Origin of the sequence: Paraburkholderia largidicola, from assembly GCF_013426895.1 — a bacterium.
Taxonomy (GTDB): Bacteria; Pseudomonadota; Gammaproteobacteria; order Burkholderiales; family Burkholderiaceae; genus Paraburkholderia; species Paraburkholderia largidicola.
In genome coordinates this window covers 131,661-154,319 of record NZ_AP023175.1, presented here as the reverse complement: position 1 = coordinate 154,319, position 22,659 = coordinate 131,661, and the positions used below count along the sequence as shown (strand labels likewise).

Sequence of the window (22,659 nt, the reverse complement as noted above, 5' to 3'; positions counted from 1 at the left end):
GTCGTGTCATCCGACTAGCATGTCCGGACTGCTCGCTCACTTGTCCACGGAGGTGTCCTGATGTTGAGCCCTCACGAACTGGCGACGCTCATGCTGTTGAATAGCCATGAACGCCGTATCGAATCGCTCGACCCAGATGTGCTTGCATTGCGCCACTACGAACTCGTCGAAGTGCACGAGCTTCGCGGCGGCACGGCCGCACTGCAGATCAGTGCGCGTGGACGCGATCTGCTCAGACGGCTAGGAATGGATAAGGCGCGCCACGCGTCGCCGAATTGAATGCTGTTATCGCCGGCGCGTGGCGCCGGTAGTCGCGCCCTGTTGCTGCTCGCTCACGATGCTATGCATGCTCATGCGCACGGTGATGTGCATGCCGTTCGACACGAACGACGTCAACGGTTCAGGCACGGGTCGGGACTCCGGCGCGAGACGTGGCGTTTCGTTTTGCGGGACGTCGCGACGCTCTGCCGTTGCGGCGGGAACGTCGGGCGGCGCAGGACGTTCTGCGAGCGCGACATCGTGCTCGACCGCCGTGTCGGCGCTTGCGGCATCGACATTCACCGCAGGCGCTGGTGCGCTCACGGCACTGCGAGCCATCACCGGCTCGCGCCAACCCGGCTCGTCCACGGCAACCGTGCTGTGCGGCGACACGTCGATCCACTGCGGCAGATCAGCGAGATCCATGATCGTGAGCTTGCCGCCATAGACGGCGCCCGTATCGATGTTGATCACGTTGTCCTTCGTGGTGACGGCCGTCACGGGCGTATGGCCGACGATCACGGCCGTCACGTTGTCGATCCGTCCCACCACGTGCGCCTCGCCGCGCACGCTGTGCCTTGCCTTGTCGAGCAGGCTGCGCAATGTGTTGCGCGACGGCGCGGGGTGCGACGGTTGCGCCTTCCAGCGCGTGCGCGACCAGATTGCCTTGCGGCGCGTCTTGCCGTCCGACCGTTCTCTTTCGATATCGGCAACCAGCCTGTTCCAGTCCGAAACGGGAGAATCCGCGTGCACGATGCCGACCAGCCCGTGCTCGGTTTCGATCTCGATCAGATAGGGCAGCGACGCCATGTAGGTGGCGATCGCCTTGACCCACTCGCGGTCATCGGCCCGGTCGAGCAGCCAGTCCGCGCCGTTGCCAAGCAGCGAAAGCGCCTGCTCCTCGCCGGCATGCCAGCGCAAGATCACCTCTTCGTGATTGCCCTTCACGGATTTGATCCCGAACTGCTCGACGGCCTCCAGCACGCTATCCGATTGCGGCCCGCGATCGACGAGATCGCCGACGGCGAACAGCCGGTCGCGCTGCGGATCGAAGTGGCGCGCCTCCAGCTCCGTACGCAACTGCGTGAAGCAGCCGTGCAGGTCGCCCACGACGAAGTCACGTCCCGAGTCGTTACGCGGATAGCGGTGAACGGCGCGATAGGGCTCTTTCATGGGTCAGAGAAGGTTCCGGAAATACAAAAACAACATAGGACGGAATAAAAAAATCCGCGAAAAAAAATCAAAAAAAATCAAAAAAACGAAGCGAAAATAATCAGGGTAGGTACGGGTGAAATCCGCCGCGACGTTGACGGCAAGCATAGCGCGCAGATATGTGACAAGGTGCTACACAAAAAAGGTTTGTGTAACTGTTCGTGAAGCGCATTGCGGATTTCGCCCCGTCGCAGGCGACCGCCTTTTCGGCGACTAGGCGGAATCCATCCGCAGTTCTCCCGGCGTGGCCATCGAACGCCGGTAGTCCGAGGCCAGCATGCGCGCGAGCAACACTTTCGAAATGTGCAGCTCTGTCGCGGCCGCATCGAGTCGGCCCTGATTTCGCGCGATGGCCAGTTCGACCGCCTGCCACTCGGGAATGTCATCGGTATCGTCGGATGCGCTGATCAAAGGCACGCCCGCGACCTGATCAAAACCCAGATCGACGGCGGTGATCAGCGGGCCCTGGCTGGCGACGATTGCATGACGGATGCGATTGACCATTTCCTGCAGATTGCCGGGCCAGGTGTGCGCGTCGAACGCTTCCCACGCGCACACGGAAAAACCTTGCACCTCATGACGGGAATCGGAACGAAAGCTCTTCAGCAGATGCGTCGCGAGCAAGCGGATATCCGGGCCGCGTTCGCGCAGCGGCGGAATCGTGATCGTGTCGGGCGAAAGCCACGAGAAAAGACGCGCGTGCAGACGATGTTCGTCTGCAGCGCGCTGCAAGTCGATATGTGTCGAGCAGATGATGCGCACATCGCGCGCTCCTGTATCGAGCATATCAGCGAGACGCTGCTGCGCCGTCAGCGGCAGTTCGCAGATACCGTCGATATACAGTGAGCCGCCCTCCGCCATCTCAAGGCGGGAGCGCTGATTGCCCCCTTCGACTTTCCTCTCCTCGCCACCCCGTTCCCCGAATAGTTCCGTTTCCACGCGTTCCGGTGCGAAGGCCGCGCAGTCGATCGACACGAACGGCTCTTCGCGGCGCGACGAACCCAGATGGATCGATGACGCCGCCAGCGTCTTGCCACTGCCCGATTCACCGATGAATGTCACAGGCCGTTCATGTTCGGACGCGTTGCGTATTGCCGCACGCACGTCGCTCATCGCCGCGCATGCGCCGATCAGTGCGACCGATCCCGCGCTCGTGTTGATGGGCTCGCCCCCGTCGCCCGCCGACATCTGATACGCGCGATCGAGTTCCTGAGCGACCATCTCCGCAGCAGCGGGCAACCGGATGAAGCTCGTGCAACGAGTGCGCACGATGCGTCCGATTTCCGGGTCGTTGAGATGGGCATTGGTGACCACGGCCACCCAGCTGATCGCAGTGCTGGATCGCGTGAGTTCGTCGACTTCGTGCAGGTCCGCGGGAATGCTCAACGACGGAAATTCGATCAGCCCGGCGGCGCGGTCATTGGCGAGCAATGCGGCGCCCTGCCGCTCGCGGATATCGATGCAACGAATGCGCCATTGCAGCGACGGAAGAATGCCGTCGAGACATGCGCGCTCAGGGTTGCATACGTGATAGAGCCTTTTCAGATTCAGGTTCATGATGTGATCGGTTGACCCGCCTCGAATTGATCGAACAAGTACCGACTGCTTCACGCCCCCCGTAAAACGGCCGCGATCGGTTACTCAATAAGTAATGGAATCATGGTCTCGTCAATTTCGCGGGTTGTTACCGTTTGCAAACGTCTACATGCAGCTTCAGTTGCCATTGATTGAGCGCAACGCCCGCAGTTATCGCGCGAGCCGCGCGGCTGGCCACATGAGAAGAATGGAAATGCACCACTTGTTTGTTGTTTCGGCCGTTACGTGAGTAACGATCCTTTACATTCGGCGCGAGCCACTGTGGCGATCTGAACACATCGGTAATTTATAGCGGTTTGAATGCCGCACTTGTTCCATATTCGCTTGATGAATAACGACAAAACTACCGCGTCGCCTGGAGTACAAGTCGAAAGAACCGGCAATAGCGAATTAAACCTGACGAGAAAGCAACATGCTTACCGGCAGCGTCACATCAGAAGGCCGTGGATCATAAAACGCAATGCTTAAGGCAAGCTGATCCAGATCATTGGCGACGCGGTTATAAAGGAAACAAGTCAAGCTTGCTACATAGACATATGGTTTTAGCGCTTACGTCTAAATGCAAATCAAACCTGTTCGAAGCGCCAAGTCCCCTCAACATCGATCACCGTCTTCACCGAATTGGCGAGAAAACACGCGTCGTGCGCGAGATGATGCAGATGCGCGAGCGCTTCATCGCTTGGTGCTTTCGCTCCGGCGAATGCAACGGCCGGTTTCAGCACGACACGCGCGACCACTTCCTTGCCCTCGTCGTTCTTCGCCATCGTGCCCTCGGCTTCGTCGCGATACGTCGTGACGACATAACCTTGCCCGGCAGCAATCGACAGAAACCACAGCATGTGGCAACTCGACAGCGCCGCGACATACGCCTCTTCAGGATCGACGCCTGCGGGATCGGAGAACGGCACGCGCACGACATGCGGCGAACTCGATGCGGGCACCACTGCGCCGCCGTCGAACGTCCGTCGATGCGCGCGGCTATAGCGGTTGTCGGTGAACTTGCTGCCGTCGCTGCTCCATTCGATGAGCGCCGTATGCTTTGCCATGCGCGAACGGTCCTTGCGATGTGAACGATCAGATGGGTGTCAACACGTCTTCGCCCGCGAAGTGGCGCGTCGCGTTCGTGATGAAGTTTTCGACGGAAGCCGTGATCGCTTCCGGCGACGTACCCGCCACATGCGGCGTGAGCACGACGTTCGTCAGATGCACGAGCGCCTGCGGCGGCTGCGGCTCGCCTTCGTACACATCGAGACCCGCGCCTGCTATCACACCGTTCGCGAGCGCATCCGCAAGCGCGGCCGTATCGACGACGCTGCCGCGCGACACGTTCACCAGAAAGCCCTTCGGCCCCAGCGCTTCGAGCACGGTGCGATCGATCAGATGTTGGGTAGCCGGACCGCCCGGCGTGGCAACGACCAGATAGTCGCTCCAGCGCGCGAGTTCAAGCAGGTTGTCGATGTAGCGCAATGCCGTGCCATCGCGCGGTTTGCGGTTGTGATACGCGACGTCGATATCGAAGCCGGCCGCGCGCCGCGCAACCTTCAGCCCGATATTGCCGAGCCCCACCACACCAAGCCGCTTGCCCGACACGGAAGGCCGCATCGGCAACGTGTCGCGCCAGATGCCTTCGCGAGTCGCGCGGTCGCGTTGCGGCACGTCGCGCACGACAGCCAGCAACAGGGCCATTGCATGATCGGCTACACAATCGTCGTTCGTCCCCGCGCCGTTCGCGAGCACGATGCCGCGTGCTTTTGCGTGCGTGGTCGCGATGTTTTCATAACCTGCGCCGAGCGCGCTGACGAATTCGAGCGCGGGCATCTGGTCCATTTCATCGGCTGTCAGACCTGTCGTGCCGTTGGTCAATACGGCGCGGATCGCCGCACCTTCTTTCGCGATGGATTGAACGCGTGCTTCGTGTGTGGGAGCGTAATGAATATCGAAGGATACTGAAATGCGCGCGCGACTGTCGTCGCCCAGTGGAATCAGGATGAGCAGGGAAGGTTTCATGACTCGACGCAAGCGAAGGATGAGAGGTACTGCAACGAAGTATCGGGCAACGCGAAGTGTAGCAACAAGCCCTGTTCGCCGCAGCGCCCTTCGTCATGACTGCGCGGCCCACTCCGCCAGTCTGGCGATCGTGTTGATGTTGCGCGCGGTGCCTGTTTTCGCGGCGGGAATCTTCAGCTTCGTCTTTGCCATGCCGTCGCCGTAGTGCACGTAGATCTCGTGCTTGCCGAGCGCGACCTGTTCGTTATGCTGTCCGGCGATGTGCTCGAGCGTATCGGCGGGCGGCGCTGCATCGAGGAAGATCGCGACCGTGCGGTTTGGCGCTTCGTCGCGAAACGGATTCGCCGCCAGCACGGCAGCCATTTCCTTGCCGGTGCGAATCAGCACACCGACCGGCTTACCCGCATACGCCTCGAGGCTGCGTTCGAGCGCCTGCTGCGCCGCGCGTTTCGCCAGCGTGCTGTCGAACACGACGTTGCCGCTCGCGATGTACGTGCGCACGTTGGTGAAGCCCGCTGCCTCGCACATCTTGCGAAGCTCGGTCATCGGAAGCTTGCCGGTGCCGCCGACATTGACGGCCCGCAGCAACGCAACATAAGTGGTCATGGACGGAGGTTGGAGTCGCGATTGCGTTCGATGCTACCGCATCTGCTTTGCAGCGATAGCATCGCCGATCACGCCCGGCTTCGTCGACGTTCGACGCATCAGTGCGCGCCGCCCTTCTCGCTGTCGAGATGCGCCATCTGCGCGGCCGCATAGCGTTCGCCCGCTGCCGCGCCCTTCGGCACCGCTGTCTCGATCGCGGCAAGCTCCTGCGCGTCGAGCTCCACGTCGAGCGCACCGAGCGCTTCCGTGAGCCGCTCGCGCCGCCGTGCGCCGATCAGCGGCACGATGTCGTCGCCTTGCGCGGCAACCCAGGCAATCGCAATCTGCGCCACCGACACGCCCTTGCTGTCCGCGACCTTGCGCAGCGCGTCGACGAGCGCGAGATTATGGTCGGCATTCTCGCCCAGGAAGCGCGGACTCATCGTGCGAAAATCGCCCTTGCCCGCCGAATCCTTCTGCCAGTGTCCGCTGATCAGCCCGCGCGACAGCACGCCGTAAGCCGTGACACCGATGCCGAGTTCTCGCAGCGTCGGCAGGATCTCGTCTTCGATGCCGCGCGAAATCAGCGAGTACTCGATCTGCAGGTCGCAGATCGGCGTGACGGATGCGGCCTTGCGAATCGTCGCCGCGCCCACTTCGGAGAGGCCGACGTGCCGCACATAGCCCGCCTTCACCATCTCCGCGATAGCACCGACCGTGTCTTCGATCGGCACGTTCGGATCGAGCCGGGCCGGGCGATAGATGTCGATGTGATCCACGCCCAGGCGCTGCAGCGAATACGCAAGAAAGTTCTTCACGGCGATGGGGCGCGCGTCGTACCCCGACCAGCCGTTCGCGGGATCGCGCGTCGCGCCGAACTTCACGCTGACGAGCGCATTGTCGCGCCGCGACGCGGGCGCGCTCCTGAGCGCCTCGCCGAGCAGGATCTCGTTGTGGCCCATGCCGTAGAAGTCGCCCGTATCGAACAGCGTGATGCCCGCCTCCAGCGCCGCGTGGATCGTCGCGATGCTCTCGGCGCGGTCGGCCGGCCCATACATGCCCGACATGCCCATGCAGCCGAGGCCGAGCGCCGAACTCGCCGGACCTGTCTTGCCAGGTTGCAGTTGCTTCATGTGAGTGCTCTCCGTGGATTCGTTGAAACGGTGGGTCCGTCGCCTTTCGCGCATCCAGCGCGGCGCGACGTTTGAACGGCAGTATCCGCGCAAACCAACCGTGCGATAATCCCACTCAATCCGAATGCCCCGTGCGGAATTCCGAACAATGGTCGAACCCGATCTGAGCGATCTGAAAGCCTTCGTCGCCGTTACCGCGGCGCGCGGGTTCCGCAATGCCGCCTCCACGCGCGGCGTGTCCGCTTCGTCGCTGAGCGAAGCCGTACGGCGCCTGGAGCATCAACTGGGCGTGCGACTCCTGAACCGCACCACGCGCAGCGTCACGCCGACGGAGGCCGGCCAGCGACTATTCGAGCGGCTCGCGCCCGCGTTCGGCGAAATCTCGACGGCGCTCGATGCGATCAACGTGTTCCGCGACAGCCCCACTGGCACGTTGCGGCTGAACGTGCCATCGATCGTCGCGCGCGAAGTCCTGCCTGCGATGCTGTCGCGCTTTCTGGCCGAACATCCGGGCATCACCGTCGACGTCGCGTCGAACGACACCTTCATCGATATCCTCGCGGCCGGTTTCGACGCGGGCATCCGCTACGACGAACGCATCGAGCGCGACATGATCGCCGTGCCCATCGGCCCGCCGATGCAGCGCTTCGTCGCCGCCGCGTCGCCCGCGTATCTGAAGCAGCATGGCGAGCCCGAACATCCCGATGAACTGGTGCGGCACGCGTGCATCGGCCATCGCTTCGAAAGCGGCGTGCTGGCCGTGTGGGAGTTCACGCGCGGCGACGAAGCGGTGCGGATCGTGCCGAACGGGCCGCTCATCGCATCTACGATCGATCTCGAGCGGCGCGCGGCTGTCGACGGGCTTGGCATCGTCTATTCGTTCGACGAACTGCTGCGCCCCGCGCTCGACGACGGCACGCTCGTGCCGATCCTGCGCGACTGGTGGCAATCGTTCACGGGGCCGCGTCTCTACTACGCGAGCCGCGAGCACATGCCCGCGCCGCTGCGCGCCTTCGTCGACTTCGTGCTGCGCGACAATCGCAGCCGGGATGCGAGATAAAGCAGACCGACGCGGCTCAGCGCCGCTTGCCGTACTTCTTCCAGTAACCGAACGCCTCTTCGTGACACTCGATATCGAGTTCTGCCACGCGCGCGTGCATGCGTTCCTGCGCGTCCTGCACGGCGAGGTTGTAGATCACCGGGCCGATTTCCTCGACGAAGAAGCCGAGCAGCGCGCCCGCCTGGATGTTGCCGATCGGCTCGTCCATGTTCTCCACGAAATAGCGTTGCAGCGAGGCGATCGCTTCGCTGCGCACGTCCTTGTCCAGTTCGATTGTCATGCGTGTTCATCCCAGCGTGATCTGCATCGGGCGATGCAGCATGAGGATGAAACAGCAAAGCGGCGCGTCCCGCAAGGGCGCGCCGCTTTCGGGATATTGCCGGGACTTCAGCTGTTGATGAACGCGAGCAGATCGGCGTTGACCTTGTCGGCTTCCGTCACGCACATGCCGTGCGGCGCGCCTTCGTAGATCTTGAACGTCGCGTTCTTGACGATCTTCGCGGACAGCTTGCCGGCGTCATCGATAGGCACGATCTGATCGTCGTCGCCATGCAGGATCAAGGTCGGCACGTCGATCTTCTTCAGGTCTTCCGTGTAGTCGACTTCGGAGAACTCGCGGATGCACAGGTACTGGCCGTAGGCACCGCCCGCCATGCCTTGCGCCCAGAACGCGTCGATCGTGCCTTGCGACACCTTCGCGTTCGGCCGGTTGAAGCCGAAGAACGGCATCGCGAGGTCCTTGTAGAACTGCGAGCGGTTGTCGGCAACACCCTTGCGGATGCCGTCGAACACGTCCATCGGCAGGCCGCCGGGATTCGCTTCCGTCTTCAGCATGGTCGGCGGCACCGCGCCGATCAGCACAGCCTTCGCGACCCGCTTCGTGCCGTGCCGGCCGATGTAGTGGGCGACTTCCCCGCCGCCCGTCGAATGGCCGACGAGCGTCGCGCCCTGGATATCGAGCGCGTCGAGCAGCGCGGCAAGGTCGTCGGCGTAGGTGTCCATGTCGTTGCCGTTCGACGGCTGATCCGAGCGGCCGTGTCCGCGACGATCATGCGCAATCACGCGAAAGCCGTTTTGCAGCAGGAACAGCATCTGCGCATCCCACGCGTCCGCGTCGAGCGGCCAGCCGTGCGAAAAGACGACGGGACGGCCCGAGCCCCAGTCCTTGTAGTAAATCTGCGTGCCGTCCTTCGTGGTGATCGTGCTCATTCGGTTGCACTCCTTTCGGTGGTAACGCGTGAAGCCGCCGCGCGGCGGCTGGATCGATCATTCTCGACGCCCATGTTACAGGCCGATAAAACATCCTTCAGACGAAGGGTATCGATGCGGACGAGCGCCGACGCGGCGCGGTCCATCAGGACGCGCCGGCGGGACACTTCGCGCGACAACCGGGCGGGCGCGCGGCCCGCTTCGTGCCGTCAGGATTCAAAGCGCCGATGATGAAGCCGGGTTATACGCTGCTTCAGTGCGCTTCGCGAGGCTGCGCATTTGCCACGGACACGACGGGTGCATCCTGCGCGACGAGCGTCGGCGTGACGGCCGCGTCGCTGGTTTCCATATCGTTGTGATGCGAGACGATGGCCTTGACGCCCGCTTCCGCGGCAGGCGTTGCGACATAGGGAATGAAGGCCGACACGGCGACGACGATGATGTAGGCGAACATGACAGTTCTCTGCTTCGAGGCATGACGAGACGCACCGGCATGCCGGCGCGCTGCAGACTGATCGTCGCCCGCTTCACGGCGAAGCGTGTCGAAACGCTTCGCCGGAAAACACGTTTTCCTCGTATTGCGCGTGCCGCTCGCGTGCCATGCCGCGATGCGTGATCGCGCGGCCAATTGGGAATTGCGTGTACCCTCCGAACAGAATTCAGTGACTTGTATGACGCTTTGCACCGTTATAACCGACGACCGGTTAATTCGATTCGTAGGGCATGGAAATGCGAAAGTCAACTCGGCAATCGCGCGGCACGCGGCGTTCGCCAGATAATGGCGGAATAGATCGATGAGTGCGCAATCATTACCTGTCGTGCTGTTCGGCGCGTTCGACCGGCACAACTTCGGCGACATGCTGTTTCCTCACATCGCCGCGCGTATGCTCATGGGTCGCGACGTGCGCGTCGCGGGACTCGTCGCGCGTGATCTGCGCGCGCAAGGCGGGCATCGTGTCCAGGCACTTCGACAGTTGCACGACCGTGCGGTCGATGTGCTTCATGTCGGTGGAGAAATTCTCACCTGCGATGCGTGGGACGCCGCCGTGATGCTGCAATCGAACCACGACGCGCAACGGATCATCGCGTCGCAACAATACGATCGATCAGAATGGGCGCAGCACAGGCTCGGCACGCGCGAGCTTGCACCGTATGTCGTGTCGAAGGACGCATGGCCGCGCGCCACGCGTGTTCTGTTCAATGCGGTCGGCGGCGTGACGCTCGATGATTGCGACGACGGGATGCGCAACGAGATACTCGCCAAGCTCTTCCGCGCCGACGATATCAGCGTGCGCGACCTCCATACGCAAGCGCTGCTCGCGAAGTCAGGCATCGAAGCGCGGCTTACGCCCGATTGCGCGGTGATGGTCGCCGAACTGTTCGGCGATACGATCCGCGCGCATGCATCGAAGCAGGCCGTTGCGCGGATACGCGAAGCCGCGCCGCGCGGCTATCTGGCCGTGCAATTCAGCGCCGACTTCGGCGACGACCCGACGCTCGATCAGATCGCCGCGCAACTGGACCAGGCCGCGCACGCGCAGGATCTCGCTATCGTGTTCTTCCGCGCAGGCGCGGCGCCCTGGCACGACGACCTTGCGTGCTTCGAGCGCACGGCTGCGCGCATGCGTGCACCGTCCGTGCATCTCTTCGATTCGCTGAATATCTGGGACATCTGCGCGCTGCTTGCGTACAGCCGCGGCTATCTCGGCAGCAGCCTGCATGGCCGGATCGTCGCGATCGCACATGCGTTGCCGCATATCAGTCTGCTGCACGACGGCGATTTCGCGCGGCCCTGCAAGCAGACGGCTTTCGCGCAAACGTGGGAAGACGTGGACCAGCCCGTCGCCGTGCGCGTGAACGGGATTGCCGAAGGCATCGATCACGCGTTGTCCGTGGACCCAGCACGCCTGAAGCAGACCGCGGAACGTCTCGTCGCGCTTTGCCGCGACGGTTTTCAAACAACTGTTTCAGCACTCGCGGATTGAGTACGCGTCGCGCCGGTTTTACTTCCGTGAGACGCCTGCAGAATCGCGGTAATTTGCCGTTATAACGGTTGCGGCCGCATCCGACCGCGCCGATGCCGGGCGCCCGACATTTTCTCCGGGCCCAATTGGCACCGTAGAATAGCGAGAAATTCGATTCTGGACCTGTCATGCCCAACCACCCTCGCCCGCGCTCCACAGCCGACGACGACTCGGAAATGTTCGATCTCGCGCCCGTCGCGCTCTGGCTCGAAGACTTCAGCGGCGTCAAGGCGCTGTTCGAAGACTGGCGCGCGCAAGGCGTGACGGACCTGCGCACGCACATCGGCGAGGACATCAAGCGTGTGGCCGAGTGCGCAAGCCGCATCCGCGTCATCAAGGTCAACCAGCAGACGCTGACGCTGTTCGAAGCCGCGGATTTCAGTGCGCTGACGGACAACCTGTCGGCGATCTTTCGCGACGACATGCTGAAGACTCACCTGGAAGAGCTGTGCCAGCTCTGGTCCGGCCAGCCGCACTTCACGAGCAAAACGGTCAACTACACGCTGGGCGGCCGGCGTCTGGACGTGCTGCTCAAGGGCAAGGTCCTGCCGGGCCATGAGGAACGCTGGGACCGCGTGCTGGTGTCGACGGAAGACATCACGGAACTGGAAGGCGCGCGCCATCGCGTGACAGAGGCCGAGCAGTACGTGCGCGGGCTGTTCGAGTATTCGCCCGTGTCGCTGTGGGTCGAAGATTTCAGCGCCGTCAAGCACCTGCTCGACGACGCGCGCGCGGCGGGCATCACCGATTTCCGTACCTTCACCGACGTGCACCCGGAGTTCGTCGAACGGTGCATGGCGGAGATTCATGTGCTCGACGTCAACCAGCACACGCTGGAGATGTTCGCCGCGCCCGACAAGAAAACCCTGCTCGGCCGCCTTCCGGAAGTGTTCCGCGACGACATGCGCCCGCATTTCCGCGAACAGCTGATCGACCTGTGGGACGGCAAGCTGTTCCAGCAGCGCGAAGTGCTCAACTACTCGCTCGAAGCGAACGAGGTGCACGTGCATCTGCAGTTCTCGGTGCTGCCGGGACATGAACGTTCGTGGGACCTCGTGCTCGTCGCGCTCACCGACATCACCGCGCGCAAAAAGGCCGAGGCGTATCTGGAGTTCCTCGGCAAGCACGACGTGCTGACCAAGCTGCGCAACCGCTCGTTCTATGTCGATGAACTGAACCGGCTCGAACGCAAGGGGCCGTTCCCGGTGACGGTCATCATGGCCGACCTCAATGGCCTCAAGCGCGTGAACGATCAGCTCGGCCACGCAGCGGGCGACGCGCTGCTGCGCCGCGCCGGCGAAGTGCTCGCGAAAGCGATGGAGACGCCGTTCAACGCGGCGCGCATTGGCGGCGACGAATTCGCGATCCTGCTGCCCGGCACCGACGAGCGCGGCGGCGCGACGATGATCGAGACGATCCGCCAGCTGGTAGATCTGAACAACCAGTTCTATCCGGGCTCGCCGATCAGCTTCTCGATGGGGATGGCGACCGTCCAGCGCGGCGAACGGATCGAAGCAGGCGTGCAGCGCGCCGACCTGCTGATGTATGAGGAAAAGCGCGCGCACTACACGTTGCAGGAAGCGAGCGGCGCGCAGAAGTAGGCTTTTGCGTTTTGCGGCGGCGTCAGCTTTTCACGGGCACGCCGTACGCGCCGACGATGCGTCTGTCCTGTTCGGCCGCGGAGAACAGCTCCCATTCGAGCCCGTTGACGTCGCGGCTGCTCGAATAGCCTTCGACCGCGTCGTCCTCGAAGCCGACATGGCGCAACTGCCCTGCTTTTTCGGGCTTTTCATTGATCGAGAAGTTGAGCAGATCGGTGCGCCACATCGCGTACTGACCTGGCACGACGGCCGCGGGCGGCTGCCCGAGACGCCCGCTATAGTCGGCAATCGATTCGTCGAGATTCGCAACGGCGAGCGCGATGTGAAAACGCTTCATGATGGTGGGCTCCGTGAGTGTTGTTCGCGTGTGTTGTTCGCGTGTTTGTTCGAATACACAGCGCAGCCATCGTAATCACCACGCGAACGCGTAGCCAGATCAGCAATCATGCTGGTATCGGCGTTACCTGTCTTGCTGGACTTCTGCGTGAAAGGAGCCGTATTCGATGCTTTCCCACGTATTCATCGGCGTCAACGATTTCGAGCGGGCGTTTGCTTTCTATTCGGCGGTGCTCGCCGAACTGGGGCTCGCGCTGAAGTTTCGCGAGGACGACAGGCCTTGGGCGGGATGGATGAAGCCGGGCGTCGCGCGGCCGCTGTTTCTCGTTGGCAAGCCGTTCGACGGCGAAGCTGCCGTTTCGGGCAACGGCCACATGGTCGCGCTGCTGGCGGCGGACCGTCTCATGGTTGATCGCGTGCATACGACGGCGCTCGCGCATGGCGCTGCATGCGAAGGGCCGCCAGGGCTGCGCCCCGAGTATCACGCGAACTACTACGGCGCGTACTTCCGCGATCTCGACGGTAACAAGCTCTGCGTGTGCTGCCACGACGCCGCGTGACAGCACCACATCGTGCGCAGCATCAGTTCGTCGTCACGTACTTCGGAACGGCGCGTTGCGGTTGCGGCGGCACGACGGGGTCCAGCGTGCCGCGCATGCGCTTCACTTCATCGACGGGACTCAGCCCGAACAGACGCTTGAATTCGCGGCTGAACTGCGACGCGCTTTCATAACCGACGCGCGCCGCCGCCGCGCCCGCGTTCAGGCCGTCCTGCACCATCAGCAGACGCGCGTGATGCAGACGCGTCGTCTTCACATACTGCATCGGCGAAGTCGACGTGACGTTCTTGAACTGCGCGTGAAAGACCGCGAGGCTCATGCCCGATTCGCGCGCGAGCGTCTCGACGTCGAGATCGCCGTCGTACTCCGTATGGATGCGGCGCAATGCCTTCGCGATACGGCCAAAGTGATGCTGGTGCGTGAGCGCCGCGCGTATCGCGTTGCCCTGCACGCCCGTCAGCACGCGATAGCAGATCTCGCGCACGATCGACGGCGCGAGAATGCGCGCATCGACGGGCGACACCAGCGCTTCGAGCAGGCGCAGCACGGCATCGCCGAGCGGCTGGTCGAGCGGCGTCGAGTAGATGCCGCGCGGCTCGCTGTCGACGGCGCCGTGTGTTTCGTTGAGCAGCATCAGCAGCTCAGCCACCATCGTCAGATCGACGCGAACCGAAATGCCGAGGAACGGCTCGTCGACGCTCGCTTCCGTTTCACATTCGAACGGCAGCGGCACGGACAGCACCAGATACTGCTGCGCGTCATAGATGTACGCGTGGTCGCCAAGATAGCCGCGCTTGCGGCCCTGACAGACGATCACGATGCTCGGCTCGTACATCACCGGGCGACGTGGCATGGGGTGGTTCGCGCGCAGGAACTTGACGCCTTCGAGCGGCGCGTCCGTCATGCCTTCAGCGGGCGCGAGCGTGCGCAGCAATTCGACCATGCGCTGCTGCGGCGAGCGCTCCGCGTGGGGTGCGCTATTTGAAAGTTTTGTGTCGGACATGATGAAATCCATTCGGCGAAAACATGCACCGCCAGAGAATATGGCTTGAAATCTAGCATTAAATGGCCTAGGGCGGACGGCTCCAGGAGAAATAGGCAAGCCTTCAAGACGTTCAGGTATTCCCTGGGGGGCGCCCGGTCCCTAATATGGGAACCCTGTCGCAAAGCCCGCTACCTGTCCGCGACACCCGTCCGGCGCCTCGCACGAGGCCTGCCAACCCCGCGTAGCCACTTGCATGCTGCGCTGATGCCCATCGGACGAACCTCACGGCGGACATTCCGCGTGCCTCGGCGCACGACAGATTCAACCGCCGCGCAAGCATGCTGCGCGGCGCCTCGCGCAACGCATCTACAAGCTGGAGCCCTCATGTCCACGACCTACGCCTATGCCGCAACCGACGCGCAATCGAAACTCGCGCCGTTCGAATTTCAGCGTCGCGATCTGCGCGAACACGATGTACAGATGGAAGTCCTGTTTTGCGGGGTCTGTCATTCGGACCTGCACCAGGCACGCAACGAGTGGAAGAACACGATTTATCCCGTCGTCCCGGGCCATGAGATCGTCGGCCGTGTGACGAACGTTGGGTCGCAAGTGTCCAAGTACAAGGTCGGCCAGCTGGTCGGCGTCGGTTGTCTGGTCGATTCGTGCCGCACGTGCCCGAGTTGCCAGGAAGGCCTCGAACAGTATTGCGAGAACGGTTTTGTCGGCACGTACAACGGCAACGACAAGCTGACGGGCGCCGTAACGTACGGTGGTTATTCGACGCAACTCGTGGTCGATGAAGAATTCGTGCTGCGCGTGCCGGAGAACCTCGACCCGGCTGGCGTCGCGCCGCTGCTCTGCGCGGGCATCACGTTGTATTCGCCGCTGCGCACGTGGGGCGCGGGGCCGGGCAAGAAGGTCGGCATCGTGGGTCTTGGTGGCCTCGGCCACATGGGCGTGAAGATCGCACACGCGATGGGCGCGCATGTCGTGCTGTTCACGACGTCGGCATCGAAGATCGAAGACGCGAAGCGCCTCGGCGCGGACGAAGTGGTGATCTCGAAGAACCCGGCGGAGATGGAAGCGCATGTGAACAGCTTCGATCTGATCGTCAACACGGTCGCGGCGCAGCACGATCTGAATCCGTTCATCAACCTGCTGAAGCGCGATGGAACGCTGACGCTGGTGGGTGCGCCGGAGCACGATCATCCGTCGCCGCAGGTGTTCAACCTGATCATGAAGCGCCGCCGTCTGGCGGGATCGCTGATCGGCGGCATTGCCGAGACGCAGGAAATGCTGGACTTCTGCGGCAAGCACGGCATCACCTCGGACATCGAGATGATCCAGATGCAGCAGATCAATGAAGCATATGAGCGCATGTTGAAGAGCGATGTGAAGTACCGCTTCGTCATCGATCTCGACTCGCTCCGCAAGTAACGGGCAGCAGGACCCAACGCTTTACCCCTTCCATCCAGGCCGCGCAGGACGGCGGCCTGTCCCTGCTTCCCGCCTCGCATCCGTCATTGCATGTGCAGTATCGGCGCGCCTCCCTATCGGGACGGGGTGTGCCGTGGTGTTTTCCGCTCGTTGTCTTTTTCTGGAATGTCCCGTTTTTGGAGAGTTCCGTGATCGATCGTATCCAGGCGATGCGCACGTTCATGCGTATCGTCGATACCAATAGCTTTACACGCGCCGCCGAGTCTCTCGAGATTCCGCGCGCGACGGCAACAACGATTGTTCAGAACCTGGAAGCGCTGCTGGGCACGACCCTGCTCGTGCGTACGACTCGGCGGTTGAGTCTCACGCCGGAAGGCGCTGCTTATTACGAGCGCTGCGCGCAGATACTTGCCGATATCGATGAGATGGAAGCAACGCTGCGGCAGACGCTCGATAATCCGAGCGGGCGTTTGCGGGTGGAGATGCCGGGGGCCGTGGCGACGTCTATCGTGCTGCCCGCGCTCGATGATTTTCATGAGCGTTATCCGGGGATTGATCTCGCGATTGGGGTGAGTCATCGCAATGTGGATCTTGTCGGTGAGGCTGTTGATTGCAGTATTCAGTTGGGCGAGTTGCCGGATTCAGGGCTGGCTGCTAAACGGCTTGGCACGTTGGAGCACGTGACGTGTGCCAGTCCGGCTTATCTCGAACGTTACGGCATGCCTGAGAGTCTTGATGATCTTTCCGGTCATGTCGCCGTGAATTGCATGTCGATGATTACTGGGCGTGCTGTTGATTTTGATTTTGATGTGGGTGGGAGTCCGCTGACGGTTAAGGTGGATGGGTTTATCAAGGTCAGCGATGAGCATGCTTATTTGACCTGCGGGCTGCAAGGGCTTGGTTTGATTCAGCCAGCGAGGATTGCTGCGCAGGCTTTGTTGGACAAGGGATTGTTGCGGGAGGTTTTGCCGCAGTGGAAGCCTGTGCCGATGCCCGTTTCGGTTGCTTATGTGAAGGGGCGGCGGGTGTCGCCGCGGGTTCGGGCGTTCGTTGATTGGCTCGCTGAGTTGTTTCAGCACCAAGGGCATGTTGAGGCGGATTTGTTGCGGGTGAGGATTTTGATGCAAGGTGGCTTGCAGGCGGCTTGAGTTTTTGCTTTTTGCTTTTTGCTTTTTGCTTTTTGCTTTTTGCTTTTTGCTTTTTGCTTTTTGCTTTTTGCTTTTTGCTTTTTGCTTTTTGCTTTTTGCTTTTTGCTTTTTGCTTTTTGCTTTTTGCGCTGGCATCCGCGCTTTGTTAGCGTGCTTCAAGCGTCGCCCCTGTGCGGGGCGGCACCTACTTTTCTTTGCCGCCGCAAAGAAAAGTAGGCAAAAGAAAGCGGCTCACACCGCCAGCACGTGTTCTTATCCACGGGCCCCCGACGTCCCCACACTTCACACGGCAGTGCCTTGGCTGGTGCCCGTTGCCAACGCTTTGAATGTGCTCATCACCCGCGTCAGACTCCCGCACCAAGGCAAGCGGCAGCGAATGGTATGTGCCGCCCAGGTGGCAAACTGTGTGTAGGTTGTCGCGGCGTACAGGATAGCGCTCTTACGGTGTGGGACGCGTGCGCTATCGGTCCGAAGTGAGGCGTGTGAGGTACTACGGCCTGCACACAGTTTGCCACCTGGGCGGCGGGGGACTGTCTGGCACGGCTTGCTGTAGTGCGGGAGCGTGAAGCGGGTGAGGCGTGCTGCAAGAGCGCTGGCAACGAACGTCGGTCACGTGGTTGCCGTGTGAAGTGTAAGAACCTTTGGGGGCCCTCAGGCAAATACAAGAACTGGCGGTGTGAGCCGCTTTCTTTTGCCTACTTTTCTTTGCGGCGGCAAAGAAAAGTAGGTGCCGCCCCGCACAGGGGCAACGCTTGCGAACCAATAACATCAAGCGGATGCCAGCGCAAAAGCAAAGCGGACCACCCAGCGTCGCAGACAAAAAAAACAAACCCACCTACATCCGCTTCGCCCGCAGACGCGCCTCGCCTACCACTCTAGCCAACGTATCCGGACTCATCCGCGCAGCAACACCCCTCACATACTCATGATGCCTGGCATTGAGCACCGCCTCGAGATACTGCGCCTGCAGATACCGAATCAAAGCAATCCGCCGATGCCCCAACGCAATACTCTGCTCGAGCAGAGCAACAGCGGCATCGGCGTCGCCGCCCGTATACGCACGCTTGACCAGATCAGACGTTTGCGCACGCGACATATCAACGGCTCAGCCGAAAGCCGAAGCCGAATGCGCTTCGAAATCACCGCGAGTCCAGTCCAGCTCAACCCCGATCCGCTTAGTGCCCTCACGAATCTTGGGCTTATGCAAAGCCAGCGTAATCGCCTCAAGCGCAGGCCACTCGGCAAACGAAAGCAAAGCAATCTCAACAGCAAGCGTCTCCAGCATCCGCGTATGCGGCTTAACAGAAAGAAACTCACTCACGCGATTACAGTACCGCTCATAGTCGATCATCGCATGCAAACCCTCCTCCGAAGGCTCGCAGCGATAAGCAAGACTCACATCGATCACAACGGGCTGCGCCGCAAGATGCTCATGCGCATGAATACCAATTCGCGTGTCGACAACCAGCTCATCGATAAACACACGCCAGCCCTTGCCCCTGGCAGCGCCACGCGCATCCGAAGAAGCCCGCACATAAGCCGCCAACGGCGCCTCGAACGGCTTCACGACATCAGCGGCTCAGCCGCATCGAGCATGATACGAACGAAGTAATCGGCGAAACTGCGTCGCACGACGATCTCATACACATCATCCGCGACAGGCACGAGTACGATCGACGCCTTGAAGTAATGCGTCTGCGCGCACTGCCCCGGCGCGAGCACGCGCGGATGCAGATCCAGCGGACAACCCCGCGCAATCACGTCGCGCACCTTCTCGCCGCTCACTTCGAGCACCGTCCAGCCGCTGCCGATATCCACGGCCGACGCAAACTGCCCTTGCAGCGCTTCGACCAGCTTGTCCTCGGCCACCGGTGCCTGAGGTTGCTGCGAGCGCACGAGCCATTCGTCGGGCCCGAGCCACAGCACGTCGTAGCCATTGCCGCGTGCAACGGTATTGGGCTTCGCCGGCGGACGGCAACCCGTCACGCTTTCGACCGCGCTGAGAAACCCGGCATCACCCACGTCGCCCCGCAGATTCACGAGATCGCAGAACGCCTTTTCGCGCAGATGAAACTTCTTCGATGGCGCCGCCGCATGCTTTTTCACCAGCTCGCCGACACCGGCGAGCGGCGACTCCTGCCACGGTTGCCCCGCCACCCGGTTCGCGACAGCCGACGTTGCGCCCGGTGCATTGTTCCTTGCTTCATTCCACATGTTGACGCACTCCTTCGGTGTCGTAGAAAACGGGGCTGGCGATCTTCGCGGCGATCTGCTTGCCGCTCGCGAGCGGAATCGTCACGTTTTGCCCCATCTTGTTCAGGCCGCCCTTGACCACGGCAAGCGCAATCGAACGATTCAGAATCGGGCTGTAGTAGCTCGACGTCACGTGTCCGAGCATCGGCGCTGTATCGCCCTGGAACGGACCGGCGACGATCTGGCTGCCCTCGGGGAGCACCAGTTGCGGATCGTCGGTGAGCAGGCCGACGAACTGCTTGCGCCCCTCCTTCGCAGTGTCCGAGCGCGCCAGCGAACGGCGTCCGAGGAAGTCCTTCGTCTTCGCGACCAGTCCGCCCATGCCGAGATCGTGCGGCGTCACCGAGCCATCCGTATCCTGACCGACGATGATGTAGCCCTTCTCCGCGCGCAGCACGTGCATCGTTTCCGTGCCGTACGGCGTGATATCGAACTCGGCGCCCGCGGCCATCAACGCTTCCCACACCGCGCGGCCCATGTTCGCCGGCACGTTGACTTCGTAGGCAAGCTCGCCCGAGAAGCTGATCCGCATCACGCGCGCCTTCACGCCCGCCACCGTGCCGTTGCGGTACGACATGAATGGGAATGCCTCGTTGGCGAAGTCGATGTCGCTGCAAATCTTCTGCACGACCTTGCGGCTCTTCGGACCGACGACGGCAAACGTCGCCCAGTGATCGGTGACGGACGCGAGGCGTACCTTCATGTCCGGCCATTCCGTCTGCAGCCAGCGTTCCATCCACGTCAGCACGCGCGCCGCGCCGCCCGTCGTGGTCGTCATCATGAAGTGCTGGTCGGCGAGGCGCACCGTGACGCCGTCGTCGAACACCATGCCGTTTTCATCGAGCATCAGGCCATAGCGGCACTTGCCGACTTCGAGCTTGCTCCACGGGTTCGTGTACATCCAGTTCAGCAGCTTCGCGGCGTCCGGCCCCTGAATGTCGATCTTGCCGAGTGTCGACGCATCGAGAATGCCGACGCTGTTGCGCACCGCAAGGCATTCGCGCTTCACAGCCGCATGGAGGTCTTCACCGCTCTTCGGGAAGTACCAGGGGCGCTTCCAGTTGCCGACGTCCTCGAACATCGCGCCGTTCTCGACGTGCCATTCGTGGACAGCCGTCTTGCGGATCGGATCGAGCAGGTCGCCGAGTTCGCGGCCCGCAAACGTGCCGAAGCTGACAGGCGTGTAGTTCGGGCGGAACGTCGTCGTGCCCGTTTCGGGAATCGTCTTGCCGAGTGCATCGGCGAGAATCGCCATGCCGTTGATGTTGCCGAGCTTGCCCTGATCGGTGCCGAAGCCCATCGCCGTGTAGCGCTTCACGTGCTCGACGGATTCGAAGCCTTCGCGCGCCGCCAGCAGAATGTCAGCCGCCGACACATCATTCTGGAAATCGACGAACTGCTTCGGGCCGCGCGCCGCATCCGCGCGGCTGCCGACCAGCCACAGCGGCTGCAACGGCGACTCGGCGACTTCCGCGGCCTGCGGCACTTGCGGACGCGTCACCGCGTAACCGATCGACTTCACCGCTTCGACGCCTGCATCGACAGCGAGACGCAGACCGCGCGCCAGGCTGAATTCGCCCGCTGCTGCGCCGATGCTCGTTTCCGGCTGCATGCCCTTGCCCGGCACGAAGCACACCTTGCTGTCGTTCCAGTGCGCCTTGCCGCCCGACTGCGCGAACAGATGCAGCACAGGGCTATAGCCACCCGACATCGCGACGAGATCGCACGGCAGGTCCGCCTGCTTCGCGCCCGTCTTGCCGTTCGCATACGCGACCACTTCGACCGACGTGACGCGCAGCTTGCCGTGCGCCGTCATCACAGCCGCGTTGTTCATGATCTTCACGCCATGACGACGTGCCGCCGCCTGCAATGCGCCGCTGCCCTGCGCACGCGGATCGACGACCGTGACGGTCGCGCCGCACGCCTTCATGTCGAGCGCACACTGATAGCCCGCGTCGTTGTTCGTGAACACGACGGCATTGCGGCCCGGCAGCACGCCAAAGCGATGGATATACGTCGAAACGGCCGACGCCATCATCACGCCCGGCAGATCGTTATTGCCGAACACGATGGGACGTTCGTGCGCACCCGTCGCGAGAATCACGCGCCTGGCGCGGATTTTCCACAGCAGTTCGCGCGTACCCTTGCGCATCGACACGGGCAGATGATCCGTCAGACGCTGCGTCACCGTGACGAGGTTGTGGTCCTGATAGCCGAACGCCGTGCTGCGCGACAGGATCGTCACATCCGGCATGCGCGACAGTTCCGCTTCGATCTTCTCGACCCAGCTCAACGCCGCGCGTCCGTCGATCTCCGTCTTGCCCGACAGCAGGCTGCCGCCGAGTTCACGCTGATCGTCGACGAGAATCACACGCGCACCGCTCACGGCCGCCGCGTGTGCCGCCGCAAGACCCGTCGGCCCGCCGCCGACCACCAGCACATCGCAATGTGCGTAGCACTTGTCGTAGCGGTCGGCGTCGCGCACCTCGGGCGACTTGCCGAGGCCCGCTGCTTCGCGAATCTTCTCTTCGTACTTCGGCCAGAACTTTGCCGGCCACATGAACGTCTTGTAGTAGAAGCCCGCGGGCATGAAGCGCGAGAACTTCTGATTGATCGCCATGCGATCGTGCTCGAGATTCGGCTCGGCATTCACGCTGTTCGCGACCAGCCCCTGATACAACTCGATTTCCGTCGCGCGTGCATTCGGCACTGTGTATGCGCCGCGCTCCAGTTGCACGACGGCATTCGGTTCCGCGACGTCGGCCGTGACGATGCCACGCGGGCGGTGATACTTGAAGCTGCGCGCGACGAAGTGCACGCCGTTCGCGAGCAGTGCCGACGCGAGCGTGTCACCCTGAAAGCCCTGATACGTGCGGCCGTTGAACGTGAAGGTCAGCGGAATCGCGCGGTTGATGCGCCCACCGGCGCCGAGGCGGTTCTTCTGGCTCATTGCTTGTTGCCCCCTTGTGCGTCGGCGGACGTGTTACCCATCTTGAACGTGTCGTAACCTTGAATCTGATACGAGACGGTGTCGCGCGTCGCCATGAACCAGCGGCGGCAGCCCTGCGTGTGCAGCCATTGCTCGCGATGCACGCCACGCGGGTTCTTGCGCATGAACAGGTAGTCGCCCCATTCCTTGTCGGTGAGCTTGTCGGTGTCGAGCGGACGTGCAATATCGGCTTCACCGCCGCAGCTAAATTCGGATTCGGCGCGCGGCCCGCACCACGGGCATTCGATCGTCAGCATGTTTGTCTC

Annotated in this window: 23 protein-coding genes; 7 read left to right on the top strand and 16 right to left on the bottom strand. The window is 62.3% G+C overall.

Annotation, left to right across the window (positions count from 1 at the left end; genetic code table 11):
* Positions 1 to 60: 60 nt before the first annotated feature.
* Entirely contained in the window at positions 61 to 279 is a 219-nt protein-coding gene (locus PPGU16_RS17460) for a hypothetical protein (RefSeq protein ID WP_180723879.1), read from the top strand.
* 6 nt (positions 280 to 285) lie between these two features.
* Here the strand turns inward: PPGU16_RS17460 and PPGU16_RS17455 are convergent, their stop codons facing one another.
* The 6 genes from PPGU16_RS17455 to PPGU16_RS17430 form a co-directional block, all read right to left on the bottom strand.
* The gene (locus tag PPGU16_RS17455) at positions 286 to 1,431 is read right to left on the bottom strand and encodes a metallophosphoesterase (protein ID WP_180723878.1); all 1,146 of its coding nucleotides are present in this window, start codon (positions 1,429 to 1,431) and stop codon (positions 286 to 288) included.
* Positions 1,432 to 1,683: 252 nt separating this feature from the next.
* Positions 1,684 to 3,027, bottom strand: a complete 1,344-nt coding sequence (locus PPGU16_RS17450) for a sigma-54-dependent transcriptional regulator (RefSeq protein WP_180723877.1) — start codon at positions 3,025 to 3,027, stop codon at positions 1,684 to 1,686.
* A 605-nt stretch (positions 3,028 to 3,632) separates the two neighbouring features.
* The gene (locus PPGU16_RS17445; RefSeq protein ID WP_180723876.1) at positions 3,633 to 4,112 is read right to left on the bottom strand and encodes an OsmC family protein; all 480 of its coding nucleotides are present in this window, start codon (positions 4,110 to 4,112) and stop codon (positions 3,633 to 3,635) included.
* A gap of 28 nt (positions 4,113 to 4,140) precedes the next feature.
* Complete coding sequence (locus tag PPGU16_RS17440) at positions 4,141 to 5,073, bottom strand: 2-hydroxyacid dehydrogenase (protein WP_180723875.1); 933 nt, start codon at positions 5,071 to 5,073, stop codon at positions 4,141 to 4,143.
* A 93-nt stretch (positions 5,074 to 5,166) separates the two neighbouring features.
* Positions 5,167 to 5,679, bottom strand: a complete 513-nt coding sequence (locus PPGU16_RS17435; protein WP_180723874.1) for a DUF1697 domain-containing protein — start codon at positions 5,677 to 5,679, stop codon at positions 5,167 to 5,169.
* Between the two features lie 98 nt (positions 5,680 to 5,777).
* Entirely contained in the window at positions 5,778 to 6,791 is a 1,014-nt protein-coding gene (locus PPGU16_RS17430) for an aldo/keto reductase (protein ID WP_180723873.1), read from the bottom strand.
* Positions 6,792 to 6,939: 148 nt separating this feature from the next.
* Here PPGU16_RS17430 and PPGU16_RS17425 point away from each other — a divergent pair, with 148 nt between their 5' ends.
* Positions 6,940 to 7,851, top strand: a complete 912-nt coding sequence (locus PPGU16_RS17425; RefSeq protein WP_180723872.1) for a LysR family transcriptional regulator — start codon at positions 6,940 to 6,942, stop codon at positions 7,849 to 7,851.
* A gap of 16 nt (positions 7,852 to 7,867) precedes the next feature.
* Here the strand turns inward: PPGU16_RS17425 and PPGU16_RS17420 are convergent, their stop codons facing one another.
* The 3 genes from PPGU16_RS17420 to PPGU16_RS17410 all read right to left on the bottom strand — a co-directional run bounded on the left by PPGU16_RS17420 (position 7,868) and on the right by PPGU16_RS17410 (position 9,514).
* A complete protein-coding gene (locus PPGU16_RS17420) occupies positions 7,868 to 8,131 on the bottom strand; it encodes a DUF2164 domain-containing protein (RefSeq protein ID WP_180723871.1) in 264 nt (87 codons plus the stop codon).
* Positions 8,132 to 8,238: 107 nt separating this feature from the next.
* The gene (locus PPGU16_RS17415) at positions 8,239 to 9,060 is read right to left on the bottom strand and encodes an alpha/beta fold hydrolase (protein WP_180723870.1); all 822 of its coding nucleotides are present in this window, start codon (positions 9,058 to 9,060) and stop codon (positions 8,239 to 8,241) included.
* Between the two features lie 253 nt (positions 9,061 to 9,313).
* Positions 9,314 to 9,514 carry a hypothetical protein gene (locus tag PPGU16_RS17410; RefSeq protein WP_180723869.1) on the bottom strand — a complete coding sequence of 67 codons (201 nt, stop codon included), beginning with the start codon at positions 9,512 to 9,514 and terminating at the stop codon, positions 9,314 to 9,316.
* A gap of 340 nt (positions 9,515 to 9,854) precedes the next feature.
* Between PPGU16_RS17410 and PPGU16_RS17405 the strand changes: the two genes are divergently transcribed.
* A complete protein-coding gene (locus tag PPGU16_RS17405) occupies positions 9,855 to 11,045 on the top strand; it encodes a polysaccharide pyruvyl transferase family protein (RefSeq protein ID WP_180723868.1) in 1,191 nt (396 codons plus the stop codon).
* Between the two features lie 167 nt (positions 11,046 to 11,212).
* Positions 11,213 to 12,685 carry a sensor domain-containing diguanylate cyclase gene (locus PPGU16_RS17400; RefSeq protein WP_180723867.1) on the top strand — a complete coding sequence of 491 codons (1,473 nt, stop codon included), beginning with the start codon at positions 11,213 to 11,215 and terminating at the stop codon, positions 12,683 to 12,685.
* Between the two features lie 22 nt (positions 12,686 to 12,707).
* On the opposite strand, the gene PPGU16_RS17395 is transcribed toward PPGU16_RS17400, so the two are convergent.
* A complete protein-coding gene (locus PPGU16_RS17395; protein ID WP_180723866.1) occupies positions 12,708 to 13,022 on the bottom strand; it encodes a VOC family protein in 315 nt (104 codons plus the stop codon).
* A gap of 166 nt (positions 13,023 to 13,188) precedes the next feature.
* Between PPGU16_RS17395 and PPGU16_RS17390 the strand changes: the two genes are divergently transcribed.
* Positions 13,189 to 13,581 carry a VOC family protein gene (locus tag PPGU16_RS17390; RefSeq protein ID WP_180723865.1) on the top strand — a complete coding sequence of 131 codons (393 nt, stop codon included), beginning with the start codon at positions 13,189 to 13,191 and terminating at the stop codon, positions 13,579 to 13,581.
* A gap of 22 nt (positions 13,582 to 13,603) precedes the next feature.
* On the opposite strand, the gene PPGU16_RS17385 is transcribed toward PPGU16_RS17390, so the two are convergent.
* Positions 13,604 to 14,584, bottom strand: coding sequence for an AraC family transcriptional regulator (locus tag PPGU16_RS17385; RefSeq protein ID WP_180723864.1), 981 nt, complete (start codon positions 14,582 to 14,584; stop codon positions 13,604 to 13,606).
* A gap of 366 nt (positions 14,585 to 14,950) precedes the next feature.
* On the opposite strand from PPGU16_RS17385, the gene PPGU16_RS17380 reads away from it, so the two are divergent.
* Positions 14,951 to 16,003 carry an NAD(P)-dependent alcohol dehydrogenase gene (locus PPGU16_RS17380; protein WP_180723863.1) on the top strand — a complete coding sequence of 351 codons (1,053 nt, stop codon included), beginning with the start codon at positions 14,951 to 14,953 and terminating at the stop codon, positions 16,001 to 16,003.
* Between the two features lie 188 nt (positions 16,004 to 16,191).
* Entirely contained in the window at positions 16,192 to 17,151 is a 960-nt protein-coding gene (locus PPGU16_RS17375) for a LysR family transcriptional regulator (protein WP_180723862.1), read from the top strand.
* Positions 17,152 to 17,986: 835 nt separating this feature from the next.
* On the opposite strand, the gene PPGU16_RS17370 is transcribed toward PPGU16_RS17375, so the two are convergent.
* Genes PPGU16_RS17370 through PPGU16_RS17350 form a run of 5 tightly spaced genes read right to left on the bottom strand, consistent with a single transcriptional unit; the run spans position 17,987 to position 22,650 of the window.
* Positions 17,987 to 18,247: a hypothetical protein gene (locus PPGU16_RS17370; protein WP_180723861.1), complete on the bottom strand. Its 261-nt coding sequence runs from the start codon at positions 18,245 to 18,247 to the stop codon at positions 17,987 to 17,989.
* 9 nt (positions 18,248 to 18,256) lie between these two features.
* Entirely contained in the window at positions 18,257 to 18,718 is a 462-nt protein-coding gene (locus tag PPGU16_RS17365) for a dihydroneopterin aldolase (protein WP_405033778.1), read from the bottom strand.
* Complete coding sequence (locus PPGU16_RS17360; protein ID WP_180723860.1) at positions 18,715 to 19,365, bottom strand: sarcosine oxidase subunit gamma; 651 nt, start codon at positions 19,363 to 19,365, stop codon at positions 18,715 to 18,717. Before PPGU16_RS17360 ends, PPGU16_RS17365 begins: the two co-directional genes overlap by 4 nt.
* Positions 19,355 to 22,354 carry a sarcosine oxidase subunit alpha family protein gene (locus PPGU16_RS17355; protein WP_180723859.1) on the bottom strand — a complete coding sequence of 1,000 codons (3,000 nt, stop codon included), beginning with the start codon at positions 22,352 to 22,354 and terminating at the stop codon, positions 19,355 to 19,357. Before PPGU16_RS17355 ends, PPGU16_RS17360 begins: the two co-directional genes overlap by 11 nt.
* The gene (locus PPGU16_RS17350) at positions 22,351 to 22,650 is read right to left on the bottom strand and encodes a sarcosine oxidase subunit delta (RefSeq protein WP_180723858.1); all 300 of its coding nucleotides are present in this window, start codon (positions 22,648 to 22,650) and stop codon (positions 22,351 to 22,353) included. The genes PPGU16_RS17355 and PPGU16_RS17350 overlap by 4 nt, the downstream gene beginning before the upstream one ends.
* Between the last annotated feature and the right edge of the window lie 9 nt (positions 22,651 to 22,659).

What these genes read in the sequence shown, in the direction of transcription:
- PPGU16_RS17385 (WP_180723864.1), bottom strand. Translation starts at nt 14,584, where the DNA reads ATGTCCGACACAAAACTTTCAAATAGCGCACCCCACGCGGAGCGCTCG.
- PPGU16_RS17370 (WP_180723861.1), bottom strand. Translation starts at nt 18,247, where the DNA reads ATGTCGCGTGCGCAAACGTCTGATCTGGTCAAGCGTGCGTATACGGGC.
- PPGU16_RS17355 (WP_180723859.1), bottom strand. Translation starts at nt 22,354, where the DNA reads ATGAGCCAGAAGAACCGCCTCGGCGCCGGTGGGCGCATCAACCGCGCG.
- PPGU16_RS17450 (WP_180723877.1), bottom strand. Translation starts at nt 3,027, where the DNA reads ATGAACCTGAATCTGAAAAGGCTCTATCACGTATGCAACCCTGAGCGC.
- PPGU16_RS17455 (WP_180723878.1), bottom strand. Translation starts at nt 1,431, where the DNA reads ATGAAAGAGCCCTATCGCGCCGTTCACCGCTATCCGCGTAACGACTCG.
- PPGU16_RS17415 (WP_180723870.1), bottom strand. Translation starts at nt 9,060, where the DNA reads ATGAGCACGATCACCACGAAGGACGGCACGCAGATTTACTACAAGGAC.
- PPGU16_RS17445 (WP_180723876.1), bottom strand. Translation starts at nt 4,112, where the DNA reads ATGGCAAAGCATACGGCGCTCATCGAATGGAGCAGCGACGGCAGCAAG.
- PPGU16_RS17440 (WP_180723875.1), bottom strand. Translation starts at nt 5,073, where the DNA reads ATGAAACCTTCCCTGCTCATCCTGATTCCACTGGGCGACGACAGTCGC.
- PPGU16_RS17430 (WP_180723873.1), bottom strand. Translation starts at nt 6,791, where the DNA reads ATGAAGCAACTGCAACCTGGCAAGACAGGTCCGGCGAGTTCGGCGCTC.
- PPGU16_RS17350 (WP_180723858.1), bottom strand. Translation starts at nt 22,650, where the DNA reads ATGCTGACGATCGAATGCCCGTGGTGCGGGCCGCGCGCCGAATCCGAA.
- PPGU16_RS17435 (WP_180723874.1), bottom strand. Translation starts at nt 5,679, where the DNA reads ATGACCACTTATGTTGCGTTGCTGCGGGCCGTCAATGTCGGCGGCACC.
- PPGU16_RS17410 (WP_180723869.1), bottom strand. Translation starts at nt 9,514, where the DNA reads ATGTTCGCCTACATCATCGTCGTCGCCGTGTCGGCCTTCATTCCCTAT.
- PPGU16_RS17380 (WP_180723863.1), top strand. Translation starts at nt 14,951, where the DNA reads ATGTCCACGACCTACGCCTATGCCGCAACCGACGCGCAATCGAAACTC.
- PPGU16_RS17460 (WP_180723879.1), top strand. Translation starts at nt 61, where the DNA reads ATGTTGAGCCCTCACGAACTGGCGACGCTCATGCTGTTGAATAGCCAT.
- PPGU16_RS17405 (WP_180723868.1), top strand. Translation starts at nt 9,855, where the DNA reads ATGAGTGCGCAATCATTACCTGTCGTGCTGTTCGGCGCGTTCGACCGG.
- PPGU16_RS17425 (WP_180723872.1), top strand. Translation starts at nt 6,940, where the DNA reads ATGGTCGAACCCGATCTGAGCGATCTGAAAGCCTTCGTCGCCGTTACC.
- PPGU16_RS17360 (WP_180723860.1), bottom strand. Translation starts at nt 19,365, where the DNA reads ATGTGGAATGAAGCAAGGAACAATGCACCGGGCGCAACGTCGGCTGTC.
- PPGU16_RS17395 (WP_180723866.1), bottom strand. Translation starts at nt 13,022, where the DNA reads ATGAAGCGTTTTCACATCGCGCTCGCCGTTGCGAATCTCGACGAATCG.
- PPGU16_RS17420 (WP_180723871.1), bottom strand. Translation starts at nt 8,131, where the DNA reads ATGACAATCGAACTGGACAAGGACGTGCGCAGCGAAGCGATCGCCTCG.
- PPGU16_RS17400 (WP_180723867.1), top strand. Translation starts at nt 11,213, where the DNA reads ATGCCCAACCACCCTCGCCCGCGCTCCACAGCCGACGACGACTCGGAA.
- PPGU16_RS17390 (WP_180723865.1), top strand. Translation starts at nt 13,189, where the DNA reads ATGCTTTCCCACGTATTCATCGGCGTCAACGATTTCGAGCGGGCGTTT.